At 38.0% G+C, this 21,740-nt stretch carries 26 protein-coding genes; 16 read left to right on the top strand and 10 right to left on the bottom strand.

Annotated elements, in window-relative coordinates; genetic code table 11:
* Positions 1–657: a thioredoxin family protein gene (locus QF044_RS18530; RefSeq protein WP_307270466.1), complete on the bottom strand. Its 657-nt coding sequence runs from the start codon at positions 655–657 to the stop codon at positions 1–3.
* Positions 658–664: 7 nt separating this feature from the next.
* Positions 665–1,153: a TlpA disulfide reductase family protein gene (locus QF044_RS18525; protein ID WP_307270464.1), complete on the bottom strand. Its 489-nt coding sequence runs from the start codon at positions 1,151–1,153 to the stop codon at positions 665–667.
* A 230-nt stretch (positions 1,154–1,383) separates the two neighbouring features.
* Here QF044_RS18525 and QF044_RS18520 point away from each other — a divergent pair, with 230 nt between their 5' ends.
* Both QF044_RS18520 and QF044_RS18515 read left to right on the top strand, forming a co-directional pair.
* Positions 1,384–1,548, top strand: a complete 165-nt coding sequence (locus tag QF044_RS18520) for a bacteriocin (RefSeq protein WP_307270462.1) — start codon at positions 1,384–1,386, stop codon at positions 1,546–1,548.
* Between the two features lie 23 nt (positions 1,549–1,571).
* Positions 1,572–1,733, top strand: coding sequence for a bacteriocin (locus QF044_RS18515; protein ID WP_307270460.1), 162 nt, complete (start codon positions 1,572–1,574; stop codon positions 1,731–1,733).
* Between the two features lie 20 nt (positions 1,734–1,753).
* Here the strand turns inward: QF044_RS18515 and mutS are convergent, their stop codons facing one another.
* On the bottom strand, positions 1,754–4,345 hold the full coding sequence (gene mutS / locus QF044_RS18510; protein ID WP_307270459.1) for a DNA mismatch repair protein MutS: 2,592 nt from the start codon (positions 4,343–4,345) through the stop codon (positions 1,754–1,756).
* A gap of 142 nt (positions 4,346–4,487) precedes the next feature.
* Here mutS and QF044_RS18505 point away from each other — a divergent pair, with 142 nt between their 5' ends.
* Positions 4,488–5,018, top strand: a complete 531-nt coding sequence (locus QF044_RS18505; protein WP_307270457.1) for a GNAT family N-acetyltransferase — start codon at positions 4,488–4,490, stop codon at positions 5,016–5,018.
* Between the two features lie 162 nt (positions 5,019–5,180).
* Here QF044_RS18505 and QF044_RS18500 read toward each other — a convergent pair whose 3' ends face one another.
* A complete protein-coding gene (locus QF044_RS18500) occupies positions 5,181–6,050 on the bottom strand; it encodes a cupin-like domain-containing protein (protein ID WP_307270455.1) in 870 nt (289 codons plus the stop codon).
* Between the two features lie 163 nt (positions 6,051–6,213).
* On the opposite strand from QF044_RS18500, the gene QF044_RS18495 reads away from it, so the two are divergent.
* Positions 6,214–7,095, top strand: coding sequence for a bestrophin family protein (locus tag QF044_RS18495; protein ID WP_307270453.1), 882 nt, complete (start codon positions 6,214–6,216; stop codon positions 7,093–7,095).
* Between the two features lie 8 nt (positions 7,096–7,103).
* Here QF044_RS18495 and QF044_RS18490 read toward each other — a convergent pair whose 3' ends face one another.
* Positions 7,104–7,703, bottom strand: a complete 600-nt coding sequence (locus QF044_RS18490) for a hypothetical protein (RefSeq protein WP_307270451.1) — start codon at positions 7,701–7,703, stop codon at positions 7,104–7,106.
* Positions 7,704–7,758: 55 nt separating this feature from the next.
* Between QF044_RS18490 and QF044_RS18485 the strand changes: the two genes are divergently transcribed.
* The 10 genes from QF044_RS18485 (at position 7,759) to QF044_RS18440 (ending at position 15,810) form a co-directional block, all read left to right on the top strand.
* The gene (locus QF044_RS18485) at positions 7,759–8,379 is read left to right on the top strand and encodes a toxin-antitoxin system YwqK family antitoxin (protein ID WP_307270449.1); all 621 of its coding nucleotides are present in this window, start codon (positions 7,759–7,761) and stop codon (positions 8,377–8,379) included.
* A 5-nt stretch (positions 8,380–8,384) separates the two neighbouring features.
* Positions 8,385–8,915, top strand: coding sequence for an RNA methyltransferase (locus tag QF044_RS18480; RefSeq protein WP_307270447.1), 531 nt, complete (start codon positions 8,385–8,387; stop codon positions 8,913–8,915).
* Positions 8,916–9,177: 262 nt separating this feature from the next.
* Complete coding sequence (locus QF044_RS18475; protein ID WP_307270444.1) at positions 9,178–9,753, top strand: CBS domain-containing protein; 576 nt, start codon at positions 9,178–9,180, stop codon at positions 9,751–9,753.
* A 1-nt stretch (position 9,754) separates the two neighbouring features.
* Positions 9,755–10,621: an NAD kinase gene (locus QF044_RS18470; protein WP_307270438.1), complete on the top strand. Its 867-nt coding sequence runs from the start codon at positions 9,755–9,757 to the stop codon at positions 10,619–10,621.
* Positions 10,622–10,692: 71 nt separating this feature from the next.
* The gene (gene fbaA / locus QF044_RS18465) at positions 10,693–11,763 is read left to right on the top strand and encodes a class II fructose-bisphosphate aldolase (protein ID WP_307270436.1); all 1,071 of its coding nucleotides are present in this window, start codon (positions 10,693–10,695) and stop codon (positions 11,761–11,763) included.
* 92 nt (positions 11,764–11,855) lie between these two features.
* Entirely contained in the window at positions 11,856–12,710 is an 855-nt protein-coding gene (gene accD, locus QF044_RS18460; RefSeq protein ID WP_116010426.1) for an acetyl-CoA carboxylase, carboxyltransferase subunit beta, read from the top strand.
* Positions 12,711–12,763: 53 nt separating this feature from the next.
* Positions 12,764–13,273, top strand: coding sequence for a hypothetical protein (locus QF044_RS18455; protein WP_307270433.1), 510 nt, complete (start codon positions 12,764–12,766; stop codon positions 13,271–13,273).
* A gap of 24 nt (positions 13,274–13,297) precedes the next feature.
* Complete coding sequence (locus tag QF044_RS18450) at positions 13,298–13,723, top strand: DUF1801 domain-containing protein (RefSeq protein WP_307270430.1); 426 nt, start codon at positions 13,298–13,300, stop codon at positions 13,721–13,723.
* A 117-nt stretch (positions 13,724–13,840) separates the two neighbouring features.
* Positions 13,841–15,244: a nucleoside recognition domain-containing protein gene (locus QF044_RS18445; RefSeq protein ID WP_307270427.1), complete on the top strand. Its 1,404-nt coding sequence runs from the start codon at positions 13,841–13,843 to the stop codon at positions 15,242–15,244.
* Positions 15,245–15,417: 173 nt separating this feature from the next.
* The gene (locus QF044_RS18440) at positions 15,418–15,810 is read left to right on the top strand and encodes a hypothetical protein (protein ID WP_307270424.1); all 393 of its coding nucleotides are present in this window, start codon (positions 15,418–15,420) and stop codon (positions 15,808–15,810) included.
* 14 nt (positions 15,811–15,824) lie between these two features.
* On the opposite strand, the gene QF044_RS18435 is transcribed toward QF044_RS18440, so the two are convergent.
* From QF044_RS18435 to QF044_RS18420, 4 genes are all read right to left on the bottom strand, one after another.
* The gene (locus tag QF044_RS18435; RefSeq protein ID WP_307272069.1) at positions 15,825–16,709 is read right to left on the bottom strand and encodes a ferric siderophore ABC transporter substrate-binding protein; all 885 of its coding nucleotides are present in this window, start codon (positions 16,707–16,709) and stop codon (positions 15,825–15,827) included.
* A 35-nt stretch (positions 16,710–16,744) separates the two neighbouring features.
* A complete protein-coding gene (locus QF044_RS18430) occupies positions 16,745–17,143 on the bottom strand; it encodes a biopolymer transporter ExbD (RefSeq protein WP_307270422.1) in 399 nt (132 codons plus the stop codon).
* A gap of 4 nt (positions 17,144–17,147) precedes the next feature.
* The gene (locus tag QF044_RS18425) at positions 17,148–17,852 is read right to left on the bottom strand and encodes a MotA/TolQ/ExbB proton channel family protein (protein ID WP_307270420.1); all 705 of its coding nucleotides are present in this window, start codon (positions 17,850–17,852) and stop codon (positions 17,148–17,150) included.
* A 170-nt stretch (positions 17,853–18,022) separates the two neighbouring features.
* Entirely contained in the window at positions 18,023–18,484 is a 462-nt protein-coding gene (locus QF044_RS18420) for a hypothetical protein (protein ID WP_307270418.1), read from the bottom strand.
* Positions 18,485–18,654: 170 nt separating this feature from the next.
* Between QF044_RS18420 and QF044_RS18415 the strand changes: the two genes are divergently transcribed.
* Together QF044_RS18415 and QF044_RS18410 are read left to right on the top strand one after the other, a co-directional pair.
* On the top strand, positions 18,655–20,451 hold the full coding sequence (locus QF044_RS18415) for a DUF885 family protein (protein ID WP_307270416.1): 1,797 nt from the start codon (positions 18,655–18,657) through the stop codon (positions 20,449–20,451).
* Positions 20,452–20,581: 130 nt separating this feature from the next.
* Positions 20,582–21,031, top strand: coding sequence for a DinB family protein (locus QF044_RS18410; RefSeq protein WP_307270413.1), 450 nt, complete (start codon positions 20,582–20,584; stop codon positions 21,029–21,031).
* A 69-nt stretch (positions 21,032–21,100) separates the two neighbouring features.
* On the opposite strand, the gene nth is transcribed toward QF044_RS18410, so the two are convergent.
* Entirely contained in the window at positions 21,101–21,721 is a 621-nt protein-coding gene (gene nth / locus QF044_RS18405) for an endonuclease III (RefSeq protein WP_307270410.1), read from the bottom strand.
* Positions 21,722–21,740 lie beyond the last annotated feature (19 nt).

Raw genomic sequence — 21,740 nt, 5'->3', positions numbered from 1 at the left:
TTATTTCTTTACTTTAATTGTACATCCTATGGCTACTGTTTTTGTCATTTTTACAGGCTCATTTTTGATCAGGGCGTTTACAGCATCCTGAACGTAATATTCTGATACATCATTCGGGTTATCGTAGTTATTGTCGATAGCACCGATGTATTTTACAATATTCTTTCCGTTTTCTTTCTGCAGAACAAAGACGTGGGGTGTTTTTGTGGCTCCGTACAAAGGATAGATCTTCTGTCCTTCATCCACCAGATAAGGAAACGTAAAACCTTTCTGTTTGGCTCTCTCAATCATTTGCTGGTAACCGTCTTCAGGCTGTATAGTAGGATCGTTCGGATTAACGGCAATAACCGGATAACCCTGGTTTTTAAATTTTTTATCTAGCTCAACAATTCTATCTTCATATTTTTTAGCATAGGGACAGTGATTGCAGGTGAAAACGACAATAAATCCTTTTGCACTTTTAAAATCACTTAAGGAAACCATTTTTCCGTCGGTATTTTTCAGTTTAAAATCAGCTGCTTCATCTCCGACTTCGTACCCTTTCGAACCGGAAGTATTTTCTTTCCGTACCGAATCTTTATCAAGGCCTGATGAAGTAAAGCTCAGCAGCCCGATTCCGGCAATAAATGCCAACATTAAAAATTTCAGGTTTTTCATATTATTTTTATTGTAAATTATCGTTGATTGTCTTTTCCAGGTCTTCTTTGTTCATTTCGCCGTCATTGAAATATACTTTTTCTCCTTTTTTATAGAAGATGGTGACAGGAATATTTCCATCCCAGTTTTTTTCAAATCTGGGGATCCAGGTATTCATCCTTTTATTGTCATCCAGCAGCACCACTTCTGCAGTAAGGTTTTTATTTTTGATGAACTTCACCACTCTGTCCTTATCAATCTGTCTGTCCAGTGAAACGAGGATCATTTTAAATTTCGGGTTATCCTTGTACTTATTGTTGAGTTCCATAAAATGTGGAAGCTCTTTTACACATGGCGCACAGGTAGTTGCCCAGAAATTGACAACCAGAATTTTATCATTCTCTTTTTGAATGCGCTTTTCAAGATCTTCATATTTCAAGGAAGATACTTCTGCCTGCTGGGCAATAGAAGCCGTAAAGCATAGAAATACAGCCAATAGGGTTAATACATTTTTCATGATTCAAAAATAGTGATTAATTGTCATTGAAAATAACTGCCTTACATTTATTATCCGTTTTGATGAAGGAATGAAAAGTATACAAAAATGTTGCCGTAAGAAATTATTTGATATTACTTCTCATTTCACTAACTATTACTTTATCAGCAACTTTAACATTATTTTATTAATCACCGCACATTGAATTGAATGAAAATTTGTAAATTAGCTTCAACCAAATTAAAATTATTATGAAAAAATCAGATTTTCAAAAAAGAAAGCTTTCAAAAAATGAACTGAAAGAAATCAGTGGTGGAAAAAGACCTGTCTGTCCAAGAGTCGTAAGCTGTATTGATCCGGCAACCGGAGAGGAATTGTATGGTGTTTATGGCGTTCAGGACGGGTATTGCTGTTAAGTATTTAATTAAATCAGAATCATATGAAAAATTCAAACATCCAAAACAGAAAGCTCACGAAAAAAGAGCTGAAAGAAATCAACGGAGGCGCTGCTTCATGTTCAGGAGATCTATGCAAACTCAGAGGGGTAAGCAGTCATTTTATGATTGTCGGACCGAAAGGCAGAGACGGATATTGCTGTTAAAATAAAAAAAATGATTGGAGCTAACCTCCAATCATTTTTTTTATCGAATTCAGCTTCATTAAAGCTTCAATAGGTGTCAAAGTATTGATATCTATTTTCGTCAGCTCTTCGCGGATGTTCTCCAAAACAGGATCGTCAAGCTGGAAAAAAGAAAGCTGCATATTTTCCTCTGTTACTCTTTTAATACTTTCAGAAGTACTGGTGGTCTGCGAACGGCTAGCTTCCAGGGTTTTCAGAATTTCATTGGCTCTGTTTACCACCTTTGCAGGCATTCCCGCCAGTTTCGCTACATGAATACCGAAACTATGCTCACTTCCCCCGGGAATCAGTTTTCTTAAAAAGATAATATTCCCTTTGTTCTCCTGTATGGAAACGTGGAAATTCTTTACTCTTTCAAAATTCACCGTCATTTCATTCAGCTCATGATAATGCGTTGCAAACAGTGTTTTTGCCTGTGTAGGATGCTGGTGAAGGTATTCTGCAATTGCCCATGCAATAGAAACCCCATCATAAGTGGATGTTCCTCTTCCAATCTCGTCCAATAGGATCAGGCTGCGTTCTGAAATATTATTGAGGATATTAGCCGCTTCGTTCATTTCCACCATGAAGGTAGATTCTCCTGCAGAAATATTATCCGTAGCGCCTACCCTTGTAAAGATTTTATCCAAAACTCCGATCTCGGCATGTTTTGCAGGAACAAAACTTCCTATCTGAGCTAAAAGACATACAATAGCTGTCTGCCGCAGAATGGCAGATTTACCCGCCATATTGGGCCCTGTCACCATAATGATCTGCTGCGAATCTTTATCTAAAAAGATGTCATTCGGGATATATTTTTCGCCTAAAGGAAGAGCATTTTCAATGATGGGATGCCTTGCTTCTTTAAGATCAATAGCATACCCTTGATTAAGCACCGGTTTTGTATAACTTTCAGAAACAGCCAGTTCCGATAATCCTGCAGCTACATCAAGCTGCGCAATAATATTGGAATTTCCCTGGATCTGATCCATATAGACCATAGTTTCAGCACATACATTTCTGTACAGCTCATTTTCCAGTACACTTATCTTTTCTTCTGCTCCCAGGATCTGGCTTTCATATTCTTTCAGCTCTTCTGTAATATAGCGTTCTGCATTCACGAGGGTCTGCTTTCTCAGCCAATCACCTGGAACCTTATCTTTATGAGCATTCCTTACTTCTATATAATACCCGAAAACATTATTAAAATCAATTTTAAGGCTTGAAATTCCCGTTCTTTCGATTTCTCTCTGGCACATTTCATCCAGAAAACCACGGCCTTTGCTTTGAAGGCTTCTCAAATGGTCCAGCTCTTCGGAAACACTGGCTTTAATGGTATTTCCTTTTGAAAGATTAACCGGAAGCTCTTCGTTCAAATGATTCTGTAAAAATTTGATCAGTTCTTCCATATCAAATAATGGCTCTAACCAAGCCATAACATCGGCATGAGGATGAAGCAATGCTTTAATCTGGTGAATATTGATCAGACTCTGACGCAGATATCCCAGCTCTTTTGGACAAATCTTTTCAGCAGCGAGTTTCCCCATCAGCCTGTCCAGATCCGAGATAGATTTCAACAGTTGGCAGATCTCGTATTTTAAATGATCATTTTCATTCAGGAAATCAATTAGGGAAAGCCTTCTCATAATCTCGTCTACAGATTTTAAAGGAAGAATAATTCTTCTTCTCAAGAGCCTTCCACCCATTGGGGTAGATGTTTTATCTATAATATCCAGCAGCGATTTCCCCTGCGGATTGCTTGGATATACAATTTCAAGGTTTCTTAATGTAAAATTATCCATCATCAGGTAATCTTCCTGCGGAATGATCTGAAGCTTTGTAATATGCGCAAGAAGGTTGTGGTGGGTATCTTCCACTAAGTAAGCGAAAATAGCTCCTGCTGCGGTTATGGCAAGCGGGAAGTTTTCGACTCCAAAACCTTTTAAAGAATTGGTTTTAAAATGAGAGGTTAGTTTTTCATAAGCAAAATTATACTGGAACGCCCAGTCTTCAAGCTTAAAGGCACTTTTATTTTTAAGCTGTTCCGGCAATTGAACGCTTCTCTGAAATACGATTTCACTGGGATCAAAAGTATTAACGATATGAAGAATTTTGTCTAAATTCCCCTCACTAACCAAAAATTCACCGGTAGAAACATCCACCATGGCAATCCCGTACTTTTCTTTTTCTTTGTGAAGGGAAAGCAAGAAATTGTTCTTTTTTGAATTTAAAACCTGGTCGTTGAAAGTAACTCCGGGGGTTACAAGCTCCGTAACACCTCTCTTAACTATTCCTTTGACCATTTTCGGATCTTCCAATTGATCACAGATGGCAACTCTCATTCCGGCTCTCACCAGTTTTGGCAAATAGGAATCTACGGAATGATGCGGGAATCCCGCCAGCTCTATATGCCCATCCCCATTGGCTCTTTTGGTAAGAACAATTCCAAGGATCTGGGATGTTCTTACAGCATCCTGCCCGAAGGTTTCATAAAAGTCTCCTACTCTGAATAACAAAAGCGCATCAGGATATTTCGCCTTTATGGTATTGTACTGCGTCATTAACGGGGTTTCTTTCTTCGTTGCTTTTGCCATAATAAAAAATGAGCCCCAAATTTAAATAAAATATAGGCAGGGTTGTGATATGTGATGAAATTATTCTCAATATGGAGACCAAAAACGACACTTATATGTTCTGAACAAAATATTTATTGTATTTTTAAGTAAAAAAATTTCTATGATTTATCCTGTTCTGGAAACAGAAAGACTCTTACTAAGACAGCTGACATCTACTGATTCAGCAGACCTCTTTGAATATTTTTCCCAGGATAAAGTGATGGAATATTATGACCTGGAAATCTTTAAAACACTGGAAGACGCCCAAAATATTATCAACCACTTTAATGGCGAGTTTGAAAAAGGTAAAGGATTTCGTTGGGCTCTGGAATTAAAATCTGAAAAGAAGGTGATAGGAACCTGTGGCTACCACAATTGGTCCCGTGAGCATTTCCGGGCAGAGATCGGATATGAGCTGAATCCGAAATTCTGGAGAAACTCTTACATGAAAGAAGCTATTCTTCCCATTCTGATATTCGGTTTTGAAAGCATGCGGCTTCATAGGGTTGATGCGTTTATAGATCCTTCAAATATTTCTTCTGAGAAGCTTTTACAATCTTTAAATTTTAAGGATGAGGGAACACTCCGTGATTATTTTTTTGAAAAAGGAAAGTTTGTAGATGCTAAAATTTTTGGACTTATTAATGAATAAAGATGGGAGATGGATGCCAGAAGATGGAAGTTTCCAAAGTTCTACAAAACGACTGAATATTTTTTTAATTAATTTTTTTAGCATTGATCTTCTTGAATTACAATCATAGCAAGAAGTATTAGGGAAACAGTAACTTCCAGCTTCCCTCTTCAGCCTTCCAGACTATTTCCTTTTCTTTTCAAAAGCTTCGGTCCCTTTTTCATACGCCCATTTCTGCTTGTAATTCACCCAGTTAGCCTTAAACAACTTACGAAGAAGTTTGTCCGTATATCTCATGATAAAAACATGGTACATCATATTGGCAAAAACACCCGGCTTGTTAGGAAGTGCTCTAAGCGACATAGAAAACCCCGGTTCCAGATACCTGTTAAAATGCCAGAATGCCCCGGGAATGAAAAGAGCATCTCCATGTTCCATAAAAATCTCATATCCTTTAGCATATTGTAGGGCCGGAAACTTTTCATAATCCGGATTTTCATAGTCTATATCATAAACGGTATGAACGGAAAGCGGTACTTTATATAAGAAGGCAGACTGTTTCTGATCAAATAAAAGGATTCTCTTTTTTCCCTCGAAATGAATATGTAAAAAGTCTCCAAGATCCACATCGTAATGCATCAAGACATGGGCCTCACTTCCCCCAAAGAAAAGAGTTGGGAGCCTCTTAAAAAATTTTATTCCCAAGTCAGGATAGGTAAAGTTTTTCAGCAGTTCAGGAAGCCTGTCTGTAATGATATAGAAAAAGATACGTAAATCTGAAGGTCCACTTTTTATCCTGTCGATATAATCCTTCATTTTCATATTCGTCACCGGTGCATCTGAGCTTTTAGAAGCATCTGCAGGCTTGTTATCATACAGCGGAACATCCTGGTCTCCGGCTTTTTCACGGATATAGGCGAGATTCCATTGGTCAAAAGCATCCCATCTGGCCGCAAAATTTTTGATCAGAAGCGGCTTGTGCTTTTTGAAATAATTTTTCTGAAAATCTTCTTTACTGATATCGTTAACTGTATCTACGTTTTCGAGGATCATCTTATATTGTTATTTAGTACGAAATAAAAATAGTGTTTTTTTGAAATCTGTGAAAATTAAAAAACAGAGATGAACTGTCAAATTTTCATTTTAAACTTAATTTTAAGCTGTTGATAAAGCTGAGCTCAAATGAAAAAATTATCTTTGTGAGACACGTCAGTTTATGAGAGCCTACAATACCAAACATTTTCTGAAGATTCTTCTCAGTATGCACAAAAGCGATACCATGAAGATTCTTTTTCCAACAATGATCCTAGTGGGACTTTACTCCTGGGGAATCCAGTATCTGGAAGTGGAATATCTTCATCTTACCACAAAGTCAGGGGTCAGTAATGTAGGAATGATTCATTCTTTATTGGGTTTTGTACTTTCATTACTGCTGGTTTTCAGAACGAATACAGCGTATGACAGATGGTGGGAAGGCAGAAAACTTTGGGGAAAACTGGTGAATGACACCCGAAATTTTGCCATAAAGATCAATGCTATTTTAGGAGAAGACCGCCAGGATGCAGAGCAAATTGCAAGGTATTTAAAGTATTTTCCTCATTTTCTGGCTAAACATCTTTCTAAAGAATCTACAAGACTGGCTTTGGACGAGGATTATTCTGAAATTGAAAAATCGCTGAAACATCACGGTCCCAGTGAAATTGTTATTCTTTTAACGCATAAACTGAACCAGTTGAAAAAGGAAGGTAAGATCTCAGATATTGAAATGCTGTATCTGGATACTCAGGTTTCCGGGTTTCTGGATGTATGTGGCGGTTGCGAAAGAATTAAAAACACGCCTATTCCTTACTCTTATTCGTCGTTTGTGAAGAAATTTATCATCTTATATGTACTGGCACTTCCGGTGGCATATGTGATTACCATCGGGCTTCTGATGATTCCGCTGACCGTATTTGTATATTACGTTCTAATGAGCCTTGAGCTGATTGCAGAAGAAATTGAAGATCCTTTTAATAATGATGAAAACGATATTCCTATGGAGGCATTGGCACAGAATATTGAAAAGAATGTTCACCAGATTATGGGTTTGAAAAAGTAAAAATCAACCTATAGGCTGATTTCTTTAAGCTCTCCGTCCTCTTTTATTTCAACAAATTTACTTTCCCGGTTGGCGGCAGAGTAACCATAGAAAAACGTTTGGTATATCGGTGATGAATACAGATAACCTCCATACGCATTGTAAGCATCTGATCTTCCGGTTTGCTCCTGATAACTACCGGTTGCCGTAAAGTTGATGATGGTTTCCAGGTAGTATTTTCCCGGTTTTAATTTTTCAAATTTAAATCTTCCATAATCATCCGTCAAAGCTTCCAGTCTGTATTTAAAAGCATCTTCTGACATGTATACGGTCGTTTTTTTGCTCTCATATTTCCGTCTCATGCTGTAAAATTCATCAAAATAAGGCGTTACAGGAAAAAGCATGACCACCGTTCCTTTTGGTGCATAGTGTTTTTCGCCGAGTAGCGGTTTAATCCCAAACTTTCCTTTCTGCTTTGTGGAAGCCACTCCCTCAATAGAGGAATTTCCGAAGCTGAGCATCTCCCTGGCCATCTTTTTATCAAAAAATGCCTGCGGATAGTAGGTATTCTGTGCCTGTGAAAATATAAAAGCGAATACCAACAGCAGTAAAGTAGATATTTTTTTCATGTTAATATTTTAAATCAAATATAAGTATTTTGCTATTTTTGAAGTAAAAATATCTATGAAATACATTTTTCTGCTATTAATTTCTGCATCATCGTGGGCAATAGCACAAAAACCGTGCGGATTTAAAGACGGACTCCAGGAAGGATCATGTAAAGCATTCTATGATAACGGGCAGACAAAACAGATTCTTGAATGGAAAAAAGGAAAGGTGGATGGCGATGCTATTTATTATCATGAGAATGGAAAAATTCAGGCTAAAGGCGAATATAAAAAGGACTTTAAAGTAAAAGAATGGACTTATTATGATAAAAATGGAGCCCTTACCTCAAAAGAAGTTTTCAGAAACGGAGACAAAAATATCTATGATAACAGCTTTACCGCTACTTTTTATACTCCTTCTGGTGTAGTAAGTGAAATTTCCAATTATAAATTCGCTAAATTACACGGTGAATCCAAATTATTCTATGAGAACGGAAAATCGGTAAAACAGATCGGTCAGTATGAAAACGGGCTGGCCGTAGGAAAGTGGAAGGCACTTTATCCGTCAGGGAAAGTACAGCGTGAAACAGAATTTGCCAATGATAAATGGAACGGAAGCAGGGTTCATTACCGTGAAGACGGTAGCGTAGAAAAGACCGAGATCTACAAGGACGGAAAATTAATCTCAACAAAATAAAACAATTGGTACAGAAATTAAAACTGGAAGAACTTAACAGAATCGATGTAGAAACATTCAAGAAGGTTGAGAAAATTCCATTGGTCATTATTTTAGACAATCTCAGAAGTATGCATAATGTAGGTGCTTCTTTCAGGACGGCAGATGCTTTTCTGATTGAAAAAATCATTCTTTGTGGTATTACACCGCAGCCGCCACACCGGGAGATCCATAAAGCTGCACTTGGAGCGACAGAAAGTGTAGATTGGGCCCATGAAAGTGATATCAACACAGCGATCAGCGATTATAAAAGCCGGGGCTATGAGATCATTGGGATTGAACAGACGACAGACAGCGTTATGATAACAGACTTTAGCATTGATCAATCTAAAAAATATGCGTTGATTCTGGGAAATGAAGTGGAAGGCATAAGTGATGAAGCACTGCCGAACATTGACACGTTTCTTGAAATTCCTCAGTTGGGAACCAAGCACTCTCTGAACGTGAGTGTATGCGGTGGAATTGTAATGTGGGAGTTCGCAAAAGCCCTAAAATAAAAAAACTGCATATGTCCTTAAAAGACAGTGCAGTTTGAAATAAATCTAATAAAAAGTAAAAATGAAAGGCGACAAAGATACTTTTTTTTTATTTACAAACAAATTTTAACATCATCTTTTTTATTTTCGCCGAAAAAAAGTGGTGTTTTGAGAAAAAGTTTCATTTAATTTTTTATAAATTAGCACAATGTTTATCAAGGATTATATCTCAAAAGACTTTCCGTGTTTTAGCCTGACTGACTCAATAGAATCAGCAAGGAACATGTTAGAGGATTTCGGATATTCCCATGTTTTCATTAAAAAATCCCACCACTTTTACGGAGCCATTGCTGAAGACTTTCTGTATGAAGGAGATGGAATCCTGAAGGATCTTGAACACCAGATCGAGCGCTTTGCCATTCTGGAAGACAATAATATCATGGACAGCATCCGCCTGTTCTATACCTTCAGTGCCAATGTAATTCCGGTGATCAACAAAAATGAAAAATACCTGGGCTATATCACGTGTGAGGATATCTTTCAGAATCTTTCACGTTATCCCCTGTTTTCAGAAACCGGAGCTATTCTTACCGTAGAAACAGCGGCAAGAAAATATTCGATGACGGAGATCGCCAATATTGTGGAGAGCAACAACTCGAAATTCTATGGCGGATTTATCACCCTGATGTCTGATGAAGTGATCCAGGTGACCATTAAGATAAGTAATGAAAACCTTTCCTCGATAGATGCTACTTTTGACCGGTATGATTACAGAATTGTAGAAAAATATTATTCTGATGAGAAATCAGATCTGTTTAAGGACCGGTTCGGATTTTTTCAAAAATTCATAGAAATATAACATGAAGGCAGCCATATATTCTCAGAAAAAAGACCTCGATACTTTTTTATATTTAAGCAAGTTTATTTCAGAACTTGAAACAAGGGGCATAAAATCTGTTCTGTACGATGAAATGGCTGAAGCGCTTCAGTTTTCAAAGATATTTGAAACATTCAACAGCAAACAGGACCTTCTGGATAAGGAAGTAGATCTCTTCTTTACCTTCGGGGGAGATGGAACTATCGTAAATTCCCTAACCTTTATAGAAGACCTTGAGATTCCTGTTGTTGGGGTAAATACCGGAAGACTCGGTTTCCTGGCCAGCTTTACCAAAGAAGAAGCTTTCAAAGAATTGGATGCGATCTTAAAAGGGGATGTAAAAACCAGCCGGAGAGCAGTAATAGAAGTTGTTTCGCCAAGATCCAGCGATTTTTTTCCTTATGCCCTGAACGATGTTACGGTATCCAGGAAAGAAACTACGTCCATGATCACGGTAGACTCTTATATTAATGATGAGTTTTTAAACGTTTTCTGGGGAGACGGAGTTATTGTCTCTACCCCTACAGGATCGACGGCTTATTCATTAAGCTGTGGCGGCCCCATCATCTCACCGAACAACGAAAATTTTGTCATTACTCCCATTGCACCCCACAATCTGAATGTGAGGCCGTTGGTTGTGAATGACAGAGTGGAAATAAAATTTAAAGTGGAAAGCAGGGTACCCCAGTATTCTCTTTCTCTGGACTCCAGACTGGTCCATATAGAAACAGACAAAGAAATCATCATCAAAAAGGCAAGTTTCCAGCTTCTTCTGGTACAGCCCAATCATTTAAGTTTCTACGAAACGATCCGTCAGAAGCTGCTTTGGGGCAGGGATAAAAGAAATTAGTAATTCCTCAAAAATGATTACCTTTACAGGAATTTTAAAAACGCCTAATAATTTAAAATAAAAAGTAAAACATGAGCAGAATTTTTCCGGCAGGAGTTGCCACAGGTCAATTAGTTACCGATATTTTTCAGTATGCTAAAGAAAACAAATTTGCACTGCCAGCAGTCAATGTAATTGGTTCAAGCAATGTAAATGCTGTTATGGAAACTGCAGCGAAATTAAACTCTCCTGTCATTATCCAGTTTTCAAATGGCGGAGCTGCTTTTAATGCAGGAAAAGGATTAAGCAATGATGGTCAGAAAGCAGCAATTTTAGGATCTATTGCGGGAGCCAAACATATTCATACACTTGCAGAAGCTTACGGAGCGACTGTTATTTTACATACTGACCACTGTGCAAAGAAATTATTGCCTTGGATCGACGGATTATTAGATGCCAGTGAAGAGCATTACAAACAGACAGGAAAGTCTCTTTATTCTTCTCACATGCTGGATCTTTCTGAAGAATCTTTAGAAGAAAATCTTGAGATTTCAACTAAATATTTCGAAAGAATGGCTAAAATGCAGATGACTTTGGAAGTTGAAATCGGTGTTACAGGAGGTGAAGAAGACGGTGTTGACAATTCTGATGTTGACAACTCTAAATTATACACTCAGCCTGAAGATATCGCCTATACTTACGAAAAATTAAAGGCTATTTCTGATAACTTTACGATTGCAGCTGCATTTGGTAACGTACACGGAGTTTACAAGCCAGGAAACGTGGTTCTTACCCCAAAAATCCTTGATAACTCACAGAAATATGTTCAGGAAAAATTCGGAACAGCTGAAAAGCCTGTTAATTTTGTATTCCATGGAGGTTCAGGATCTACTTTAGAAGAGATCAGAGAGGCTATCGACTACGGAGTTATCAAAATGAATATTGATACAGACCTTCAATTCGCTTACACGGAAGGAGTTAGAGACTATATGGTTAACAATATTGATTATTTAAGAGCTCAAATCGGAAACCCTGAAGGAGAAGAGAAACCGAACAAGAAATTCTACGATCCAAGAGTTTGGGTAAGAAAAGGTGAGGAAACTTTCTCTACAAGACTGGTAAAAGCGTTTGAAGACTTAAATAACGTAAATACTTTAAAATAAGAACTGTGTAAACTTGTATTAATGTAAAAAGTATTCATGATGAGTGCATTTTACATTAATACATTTTACATTTATACCCTAATACAATCAAAATGGCATTCGACTGGTTTAAAAGAAAAGCAAAAAACATTACCACCTCTACTGATGAAAAAAAGGATGTTCCCAAAGGTCTTTGGCATCAGACTCCATCAGGAAAAATAGTGGAGCATGATGAATTGAGAAGAAACAGCTACGTTTCTCCTGAAGACGGATTTCACGTAAGAATTGGAAGTGCAGAATTTTTTGAGATCCTTTTTGACGAAGGTAAATTCACTGAACTGGATGCCAATGTTGAAAGTATTGATATCTTGAATTTCAAGGATACAAAACCTTATAAAGACCGTTTAAAAGAAGTAAAAGCGAAGACAAAACTTACAGACTCTATCAGAAACGCAGTAGGAACCGTAAAAGGAACTGAAATGGTGGTTTCATGTATGGATTTTGCTTTTATCGGGGGATCTTTAGGCTCTGTAATGGGTGAAAAAATCAGAAGAGCAGTAGATTACTGTATCGCCAATAAACTTCCGTATATGATCATCTGTCAATCCGGAGGAGCGAGAATGCAGGAGGCGACTTATTCACTGATGCAGTTAGCTAAAGTACAAGCTAAGCTTGCCCAACTGTCTGAGGCAGGGCTTTTATACATTGCTTATCTTTGTGACCCTACTTTTGGAGGAATCACCGCTTCTTTTGCTATGACCGCAGATATTATCATGGCCGAACCGGGCGCATTGATCGGTTTTGCCGGTCCAAGAGTAATCCGTGAAACTATCGGAAGAGACCTTCCGGAAGGTTTCCAGACCTCTGAATTCCTGCAGGAAAAAGGATTCGTGGATTTTATTGTAAAGAGAACTGAAATTAAAGATACAGTAGCTAAAACAGTGAATTTATTAGCTGTAAACGCATAAGTCTGTAACAAACACTATACAATCTCTCTCTAATTAGGGAGAGATTTTTATTTATGAGGACTTTCAAGATATTTTTTAATACCATCCGAAGCATGAGCCTGAAAAAGATCATGCGTTTATTATCACTGCTTCTCCCCCATCCTCTTTTTGCATTATTGAGTTTCTATGCCACCGTACAGGCTTTCGCTATTGCACAGAAAAAGTTTCCCAAAACGGCCTCCAATAATGGTATTGGAAATGCTTTCAGGCATGCGCTGTGGTGCTGTTTTATCATGATGTACTGCTGTAAAGTATCTTCCCCGGAAAAAGCACTGGACTTCTGTAAAAGAATCACCGATATGCATGAAGAACTGTTTCCAAATCAGCCTTTAGAAACCAAAATGGATCTTCATAACAATAAGATCGGTATGGATTATTTTATGGAACTGCTTCCCGGAATTCACCGGCAGTTTTTTGAGAAGAACTTTTTTATAGACAGTCTGGCCAAAAAAATGGATGATGCAAAGGTTTTGAAAAACCTGGATGATAATTTTGAAGGCTATTTGGTTTACCTTGAAGATTAAGTATATCACCGGAAAATATTTGACATGAACATACAGGAACAAATCAATACTTATATTACCGGTCAGCCTGAACCCAAAAGCAGCGATATGCAGAACCTTCACAAAATTATACTTCAGGTATTACCGGAATGTAAAGTATGGTTCATGGACGGCAAAAATGCTGAAAATCAAATTATTGCAAACCCTAATATAGGATACGGATCATACACAATTAGATATTCAAACGGAACCAGTAAAGAGTTTTATCAGATTGGTATGAGCGCCAACACAGCGGGTATATCCATTTATATCATGGGCATAAAAGATAAAAAATACTTGCCTGAGACCTATGGAAAAACAATAGGTAAAGCAAGCGTAAGCGGATATTGCATTAAGTTCAAAACACTGAAAGACATCAATATTGGCATCCTTGAAGCAGCCATGCGATCGGGAACTGAGCAGGGGTTATAATTTCGAAAAAACACACTAAAGCATACTACATAGCACTGAAAGCGATCCCGCATAAAATATTCATGGGTCATCATTTTTCTCAAATTTTCACTACATTTAAGACCAAAATAAACTAGAATGGTTCTCAGCAGAATTTGGTCGGCTTTTATTATTATTGCCATTGCCATTGCCAGCATTAAATACGTTTCGTCAGGCCACTACAAAACCATTTTCAATGATATGGTCGTAGGTAAAGGCGGTGACACGGTTCAGATCGCTTCACAGCCAATGAACATGCTTACCCCGATTGTCAGAGACAGCCTGATGAAAAAAAATGATTTTGCAGACAGCAGGATTCATTACAAAACAGACTCTATAAAGCAGAATGTAAAAGTTTACAGAATTCAGGAAGCAGACGGCGTGATCGGAACCTCCGAAACCGCTGTAAAGATCTGCATCGGCCTGATCGGGATCATGACTTTATTCATGGGATTCATGAGTATTGCTGAAAAAGCAGGTGGAATCAATCTTTTAAGCCGATTTATACAGCCATTCTTCTCTAAACTATTTCCTGAGATCCCAAAAAACCATCCCGCTTTCGGGCATATGCTGATGAATTTCAGCGCCAATCTTCTGGGTTTGGACAATGCCGCTACTCCATTCGGTTTGAAGGCTATGGAAAGCCTGCAGACTTTAAATCCAAATAAAGATACCGCCAGCAATTCACAGATCATGTTTCTGTGTCTTCATGCCGGAGGAATGACACTTATCCCGGTTTCTATTATTGCAATCCGGGCTTCGATGGGTTCCAAAACCCCAACGGATATTTTCCTTCCTTGCATGATTGCTACATTTGCAGCCACATTAGCCGCCATGATCATTGTATCGCTGTATCAGAAGATCAACCTGCTTCGTCCTGTAGTCATTGCATATGTAGGAGGAATTTCAGCAGTTATTGCACTTCTGGTGGTCTATCTGGTTCAGCTAAGCAAAGATCAGCTTGATGATTTCAGTAAAGTATTAAGCAATGGCCTTATTCTGTTTATTTTCCTTGCTATTGTACTGGGAGCTGTATATAAAAAGATCAATGTTTTTGATGCCTTTATTGAGGGCGCCAAAGAAGGTTTTACCACCTGCGTCAAGATCATTCCTTATTTGGTTGGAATGCTGATCGCTATTTCTCTGTTGAGAACTTCAGGCGTTTTTGATGTAATTATTGACGGAATGAAGTGGGTTGCTTATACGGTAGGTTTTGACCCTAGATTTGTGGATGGGCTTCCGACAGCACTTATCAAGCCTTTATCCGGATCAGGAGCCAGAGGAATGATGGTGGATACTATGGCTACCTTCGGAGCCGACAGTTTCCAAGGAAAGCTTGCCGCAGTTCTTCAGGGAAGTTCAGATACAACGTTTTATGTCATTGCAGTTTACTTTGGTGCAGTAGCCGTAAAGAACACAAGATATACGGTAATTGCCATGCTTCTGGCAGATCTGGTTGGAGTTATTACTGCAATTGCATTGGCTTATCTTTTCTTTGCTTAACTTTCAACCAATGGTTGTTTGTTGCCAGTTACTGGTTGTAGGTTTACTTCCGGATCTAAAAGGAAAAATGAATAATTTTATAAAATATGTCCAATTAAATTGGCGAACATAATTATACAAACAGCAACTAGCAACTAGCAACTAGCAACTAGCAACTAGCAAAAAAATCAAGTATGATCACAGATAAAGAATTTACATTAAGGTTAATACGTCAGTTAACTCAAGCCTTAGAAAAACTGATTTTAGATAAACCGGAAGAAAGTATGATGCAGAAGGAACTAGATTTTGATTCTTTAATGAAGGATATTTTCAAAATAGATTTCAAGGAAATTTCTGCTAAATCAAAAGAGGAAATTATTGCCATTGTTAATGAAAGACAGGAAAGAGACCATAAAGATTATTACGAAATGCTGGGCAATCTTTTCTATTATACAGGCAAACAGCAAAATAATAAAGACTTTTTGGATAAATCAAAAACGTTTTATGAACTTTATCTCCAGACGAGCGGTATTTTTGCACTTCCGGTGATCAACAGAATTAATGAAATAAAAAAAGCACTTGAATAAAGTGCTTTTGTATTTTAGAATGTGATTTTATACGTTCCTGTAGAGGATGTGGCCGCCTTTTCGGCTTTTACATACTTCTTGACCCAGGATACACCTGTAGAAGAAATACAGGGATCTGATGTTCCTCCTGCTCTTCTTGCAGAAACAACATTACCTGCTTTATCAACCGTGTAGGCAATTGTAATGGTTCCACTTGCCGTGCAGCTGTTACTAGGCTGTGCTCCGCCTCTTCCCATGGTTCCAGGGATATATCCAATTAATTTTCTGTCAATTCCTACTTTACTATCTCCGTTTCCGTCTCCTCCCAAAGGATCTCCTGCATTTCCAATACCAGTGCCCGTCCCCTGGCTTCCGGCTTTTGTTCCTCTTCCTCTGATCAGGTTTCCGATGGCTGCATTTCCTTTTCCGTCACCATTTCCGGTTTTAGAATTGGCAGTTGTTGCTCCGGCTTTCTTAGTATTTTTTGAAGCACTTGCACTTGTTGCTGTCTTCTTATCTGTTTTTTTAGATTCTTCTTTCTTAGGAACGCTCACTTTTGAATTATTTCCCGTGATTATCTTTTCTTTTGCCTCCGTTTTCTTTGGCTCAGGTGCAGGTTCCGGTTTTATTACGGTTTTAGTTTCCGGAACAGGTGTTTCAGCTGGTTCGGGTGTTACTTCTGTAGCTGCAGCAAGACTTCCGGGCTGATCGGCTGGTTCTTCTACACCATTTCCATTTCTGTTGTCCCCGAAATTTACAAGCATTGTTGTTATTACTTCATCCGGCTGCTTATCAAGCTCTGGCTTTAATTTATAAAGAAAAACAAAAAGCAGGATCGCAGACCAAATAAGGATAGAAAGTACTGCACTCTTTATCCTGTCTCTGTTTTGCTCGTTTTTGTCTACTGTATAGCTTTTCATCTTAAAATGATTCTTTTCCGGATTTCCCGGATCCATTATTTATCTTTAACTGTTGCAATGGCAATATTAAATTTATTTTTCTCCGCAATTTCCATGGCAAAAACCACATCTTTATGCATGGTATTTTCATCTGCACGGATGGTGAAAGATTTATTGGTCTGACCTGTTAATTTACTAACAATCAATGGTTCCAGCTGATCTCTGGTTACGGGAGTGTCATCTACAAAATAAGACCCGTCAGGCTTAATGCTTACCGTCAATGGATTGGGAATATTATCTTCAACTGCTCCCGCTTTAGGTAACTTCACATCAATCGCACTCTGGTTGGCAGCTGATGAAGTGATCATAAAGAATATCAGCATCAGCAAGATAACATCGGTCATCGCAGCCAAACTGAATTCGGGATTCGCTTTATTTCTTCTCTGAATTTTCATAGATTTATAAAGGTTTGTTGATAAGGTCTAAAAATTCACCGGACATATTCTGTGCTTTCAATACAAACTTATCTATTCTTGTTAAAAGGATATTGTAGAAAAAGTTAGCCGGAATTGCTACCGCAAGACCTACTGCCGTCTGCCCTAATGCAGTATAAATACCTTCAGAAAGTGTTTTCGGCGAGAAAGAACCGGTAGCATGCGAAAGATTGAAGAACGCAATGATCATCCCGATAACTGTTCCCAAAAGTCCTAACATCGGGGCAATACTAGGTACCACTGCTAAAAGGTTAAGATTCTTCTCCATATTGGCAACTTCTACCTGGGCCTGGGATTCCATGGCACTTACGATATCAGAAACGGGACGTCCCAGCCTTGAAATTCCCTTTTCTAAAATTCTTCCTTCCGGAGAATTCTGCTTTTTAGCATAATCTGCTGCTGCCTCTATCTTTCCTTCTTTGATAAAATCTTCAATATTGTCCATGAAATTGGCATCCGTCTTAGAAGTCAGTCTTTTAATAAAGAAAAAGCGTTCAAAGAACAGATATACTGAAAAAACTCCTAAAGCCAAAACGACGAACATCACTATTTTAGCGAAAGCCCCTCCATGGAACATGATCTTCCAAAATGAAAATTCTAAATCGTCTGTTGCAACTGCAGGAGCAGTAATCTGTGCAAATAAAATCTGAGTAAGTTCCGTTAACAGCATTAATGTGAATTTTTATAAAATTTTAACGACAAATGTAGTGGAATATTATGAATTGCTCTCTTAAAAATTGCTTAAAAACAACTTAAAATTTGTTATGATTGAGAGACAGCAAATTTCTTTCCAAAAGAAATTTTGAAAAGAAATTTGATATAAAAAGGATGAGAAAACGATTAGTCCTCGTCTACAACAATAGCATCCTGCTTAAATTCGCATTTTAAACGGAATGGGATCGGCGTGTCAGATCCCGTATAGAAATCGTCAATAGTCCCTTTCCAGATAACCTGAAGCTCACCTTCTTCATTTTTGTCAAACGCAAGCTCATTATCATAGATAAAAGCATCTTCGTCATCAAATAAATCCACTTCGGTGTAAGTATCTTCCTCAGAATCATTAATACTGATCACTTTTCCTTCTATCTCCGCCGATTCGATGGGGAAATCAAAAATTTCAAGTGAAAGTTGCGGAAAGTTGTACTGTAATGAATCATCATCTACATGATCCAGGCTGTCATCCGTTATAATTTCAACCTCTAATAAATGCTGTTGGTTGCTGTAGACCGCTTTACAATAAGTGTTTCTAATATTGTATTTTAAGGTCTCCTCCGGATGGTAAATTTTTAAAATCCCTTTCATTATTTCTTAAAAAAGAGCTGTAATAATATGATTGTTAAATGTTTTAGACAAAGATAAAAAATTGATTCAAAGTTGAAAATGTTTTGAAAATTATTTTTTTAAATCATTATGATTGATTATTCTGTATATGCCAATAATACTTACTTTTGCTTTCATAAAGATTCATGATAATGAAAAACATTTTATCAAAAGTTATTTTAGGATTGGGACTGGTAATCAGCCTTGCCTCATGCAGGAAATCTGATTCTCCGCTGACCAAGGTAACTCCTACGAATATGGATTCTATTGCATCTAACTATTACGAGCAGTATCTTAAATTATATCCGTTAGACGCTACTTCCCAGGGAGATACGAGATACAATGATCAGCTTCCCATCAATATCGACCGGGATTTTATTTCCGGAGAGGTTGCTTTTTATAATTCTGTCCAGAAAGAACTGGAAAGCGTTGATTATAAAGCTCTTTCAGATGAAGACAAAGTCGTATATGATGTGCTGGATTATACTTTAAAGGATAAAATTGAAGCGTATGCCTATCACCCGGAATATATTCCTTTCACACAGTTTGGAGGACTTCCCCTAAGCTTCCCCCTATATGGAAGCGCAGAAGGAAGCCAGCCTTTCAAAACTGAAAAGGACTACAGCGACTGGCTGAAAAGAATGGAAAAATTTCCAGCCTGGATGGACGCCGCTGCTGAAAATTTCCGTGAAGGGATCAATAATAAATTTGTCCTTCCTAAAAAACTGGTTATCAAAATGATCCCACAGATGAGATCAGAAGAGATCACCACAACCGACATGGATAAAAATATTTTCTACGGACCGATTAGAAAGTTCCCGAAAGATTTTACAAAAGCCCAAAAGGATAAATTTTCTGCTCTTTATGCAGAAGCCATTACCAAAAAGATTATTCCTGCTTATACCAAAATGGGTGCTTTCCTTGAGAAGGAATACCTGCCGAAAGCAAGAGACACCGACGGATACAACAGCCTTCCAAACGGAAATGAGATTTACAGATATTACGCAAAGAGCTGGACAACCACAAAGAAAACACCTGAAGAGATCAATAAAATAGGCCTTCAGCAGGTAGCTATGCTTCGTGCAGAAATGGAAAAGGTAAAGCAGCAGGTTGGTTTTTCAGGAACACTGGAAGAGTTTATTAACTTCGTAAAAACAGATCCTAAGGCAATGCCATATAAAACTTCTAAAGAGGTTCTGAACGGATTTAATGGCATTTTAGCGAAAATCACTCCTAAACTGAAGACCATGTTCAATGTAACACCAAAGACAAAGTTTGAGATCAGGCAGACGGAAAAATTCAGAGAAGCAAGTGCCAGCGCAGAATATATTCAGGGAACACCTGACGGAAAAAGACCGGGGATATTTTACATTCCTCTTCCTGATCCTTCCAAATTCAATGTAACTTCGGGAATGGAATCTCTTTTCCTCCATGAAGCCATTCCGGGGCACCATTATCAGGTTTCGCTTCAGCAGGAAAATACTAAGCTTCCTAAATTCATGAGATTCGGATGGTTTGGTGCTTATGGTGAAGGCTGGGCCCATTATTGCGAAACTTTAGGCCCGGAATTCGGGTTATATACAGATCCTTACCAGAAAATGGGTTACCTGAGTGATCAGATGCTGAGAGCAGTAAGGCTGGTAGTAGATACAGGAATCCATACGGGAACGATGAGCAGAGAAGAAGCCATTAAATATTTCCTGGGCAATATCTCTTATGATGAAGCCGGCGCCACTGCAGAAGTGGAAAGATATATGGCAATGCCGGGACAGGCTTTGGGCTATAAAATTGGTTCTCTACGTATCCGTGAGCTTAGAGAGAAATACCAGAAAGAGCTTGGAAGTAAATTTAATTTAGCCAGCTTCCATGATGAAGTTTTAAGCCAGGGATGCCTTCCTCTTGATGTTCTGAACAGAAAAATGGAGCTTTGGGCCACGAAGCAGAAGTAATTTTCTCTAAAAAATATAAAATCGATCATTTTGACGAAGCAGTTTAGTAAATTGCTTCGTCTTTTGTTTTGTAATATGATTCATTACCGTAATTTATGTGAAAACCCACCAATACACAAAATATAAAAATATGATTATAGAAAGCCTGAGATCTCTTTACAACAGGGATTTAAATAAGTTAAAAACAGAGATAGAGTCTTACCAGAATGAAGACGTAATCTGGAAAACCGATAAAAATATTTCCAATTCCGCAGGAAATCTCTGCCTTCATTTGGTTGGAAACCTTAATACTTATTTTGGTGCAGAACTAGGAAAAACCGGCTATATCAGACATCGAGAACTTGAATTTTCACTAAAAGATATTCCACGAGCAGAACTTATTGAAAAGATATCGGCAACCATAATTATGGTAGATGATGTCCTTAGCCAATTAACTTCTGAAGATCTTGAAAAGGAATATCCTCTCATTATTTTTGAAGAAAAAATGACAACAGGATATTTTTTAATTCACCTGATTACACACCTGGATTATCATCTTGGACAAATCAATTATCACAGAAGGCTGCTGGATATTTATTAACTAAACCGTTGTTTGCCGTAAAAATTCCACCTTTTTATGGAAGTGGAATCAGTTTACGTAATAAAATGTTTACTTTTCAAACATCATTTTTGTGATAATATCTTTCTCACCTTTTCCTCTGGCCGGAGAATATTCTCTTCCGTAATAAATAATCTGAAGGTGAAGTTTATTCCATACTTCTTTCGGAAATATGGCTTTAGCATCTTTTTCCGTTTCTACAACGTTTTTTCCTGAAGTAAGCTTCCATTGCGTCATCAGCCTGTGAATATGAGTATCTACCGGAAAGGCAGGAAACCCGAAAGCCTGGCTCATGACCACTGAAGCTGTTTTATGCCCTACTCCGGGAAGCGCTTCCAGTTCTTCATATGTTTGGGGAACGATCCCGTTGTGCCTTTCCAGTAAAAGTTCGGCCATCCTTTTAAGGTTTTTGGCTTTCGTATTGGATAATCCAATCTCTTTGATCAGTTCCTTTATTTCATATTCCTCCAGTCTGGCCATTCTCTGTGGTGTTCCTGCCACTGCAAAAAGGTCGGGAGTTACCTGGTTTACTTTTTTATCCGTTGTCTGTGCAGAAAGTGCTACAGCAACCATCAGGGTATAAGGATCTGTATGATCTAACGGAATAGGTGTTGTAGGATATAGTTTCTCTAATTCAGTCTGAACGAGCTCCGCCCTTTGCTTTTTTGTCATGTAACCATTAAATTTGAAC

It is taken from the genome of Chryseobacterium sp. W4I1, assembly GCF_030816115.1.
In the GTDB taxonomy this organism is placed as follows: domain Bacteria; phylum Bacteroidota; class Bacteroidia; order Flavobacteriales; family Weeksellaceae; genus Chryseobacterium.
This window is presented reverse-complemented; position numbering and strand designations above follow the sequence as displayed.

Coding starts and splice junctions, on each gene's coding strand:
- QF044_RS18520 (WP_307270462.1), top strand. CDS start 1,384: ATGAAAAAATCAGATTTTCAAAAAAGAAAGCTTTCAAAAAATGAACTG.
- QF044_RS18495 (WP_307270453.1), top strand. CDS start 6,214: ATGAGAGCCTACAATACCAAACATTTTCTGAAGATTCTTCTCAGTATG.
- QF044_RS18515 (WP_307270460.1), top strand. CDS start 1,572: ATGAAAAATTCAAACATCCAAAACAGAAAGCTCACGAAAAAAGAGCTG.
- QF044_RS18435 (WP_307272069.1), bottom strand. CDS start 16,709: ATGAAAAGCTATACAGTAGACAAAAACGAGCAAAACAGAGACAGGATA.
- QF044_RS18425 (WP_307270420.1), bottom strand. CDS start 17,852: ATGCTGTTAACGGAACTTACTCAGATTTTATTTGCACAGATTACTGCT.
- fbaA (WP_307270436.1), top strand. CDS start 10,693: ATGAGCAGAATTTTTCCGGCAGGAGTTGCCACAGGTCAATTAGTTACC.
- QF044_RS18455 (WP_307270433.1), top strand. CDS start 12,764: ATGAGGACTTTCAAGATATTTTTTAATACCATCCGAAGCATGAGCCTG.
- QF044_RS18410 (WP_307270413.1), top strand. CDS start 20,582: ATGATTATAGAAAGCCTGAGATCTCTTTACAACAGGGATTTAAATAAG.
- nth (WP_307270410.1), bottom strand. CDS start 21,721: ATGACAAAAAAGCAAAGGGCGGAGCTCGTTCAGACTGAATTAGAGAAA.
- QF044_RS18470 (WP_307270438.1), top strand. CDS start 9,755: ATGAAGGCAGCCATATATTCTCAGAAAAAAGACCTCGATACTTTTTTA.
- QF044_RS18430 (WP_307270422.1), bottom strand. CDS start 17,143: ATGAAAATTCAGAGAAGAAATAAAGCGAATCCCGAATTCAGTTTGGCT.
- QF044_RS18445 (WP_307270427.1), top strand. CDS start 13,841: ATGGTTCTCAGCAGAATTTGGTCGGCTTTTATTATTATTGCCATTGCC.
- QF044_RS18420 (WP_307270418.1), bottom strand. CDS start 18,484: ATGAAAGGGATTTTAAAAATTTACCATCCGGAGGAGACCTTAAAATAC.
- accD (WP_116010426.1), top strand. CDS start 11,856: ATGGCATTCGACTGGTTTAAAAGAAAAGCAAAAAACATTACCACCTCT.
- QF044_RS18440 (WP_307270424.1), top strand. CDS start 15,418: ATGATCACAGATAAAGAATTTACATTAAGGTTAATACGTCAGTTAACT.
- QF044_RS18450 (WP_307270430.1), top strand. CDS start 13,298: ATGAACATACAGGAACAAATCAATACTTATATTACCGGTCAGCCTGAA.
- QF044_RS18475 (WP_307270444.1), top strand. CDS start 9,178: ATGTTAGAGGATTTCGGATATTCCCATGTTTTCATTAAAAAATCCCAC.
- QF044_RS18485 (WP_307270449.1), top strand. CDS start 7,759: ATGAAATACATTTTTCTGCTATTAATTTCTGCATCATCGTGGGCAATA.
- QF044_RS18490 (WP_307270451.1), bottom strand. CDS start 7,703: ATGAAAAAAATATCTACTTTACTGCTGTTGGTATTCGCTTTTATATTT.
- mutS (WP_307270459.1), bottom strand. CDS start 4,345: ATGGCAAAAGCAACGAAGAAAGAAACCCCGTTAATGACGCAGTACAAT.
- QF044_RS18525 (WP_307270464.1), bottom strand. CDS start 1,153: ATGAAAAATGTATTAACCCTATTGGCTGTATTTCTATGCTTTACGGCT.
- QF044_RS18505 (WP_307270457.1), top strand. CDS start 4,488: ATGATTTATCCTGTTCTGGAAACAGAAAGACTCTTACTAAGACAGCTG.
- QF044_RS18415 (WP_307270416.1), top strand. CDS start 18,655: ATGAAAAACATTTTATCAAAAGTTATTTTAGGATTGGGACTGGTAATC.
- QF044_RS18530 (WP_307270466.1), bottom strand. CDS start 657: ATGAAAAACCTGAAATTTTTAATGTTGGCATTTATTGCCGGAATCGGG.
- QF044_RS18500 (WP_307270455.1), bottom strand. CDS start 6,050: ATGATCCTCGAAAACGTAGATACAGTTAACGATATCAGTAAAGAAGAT.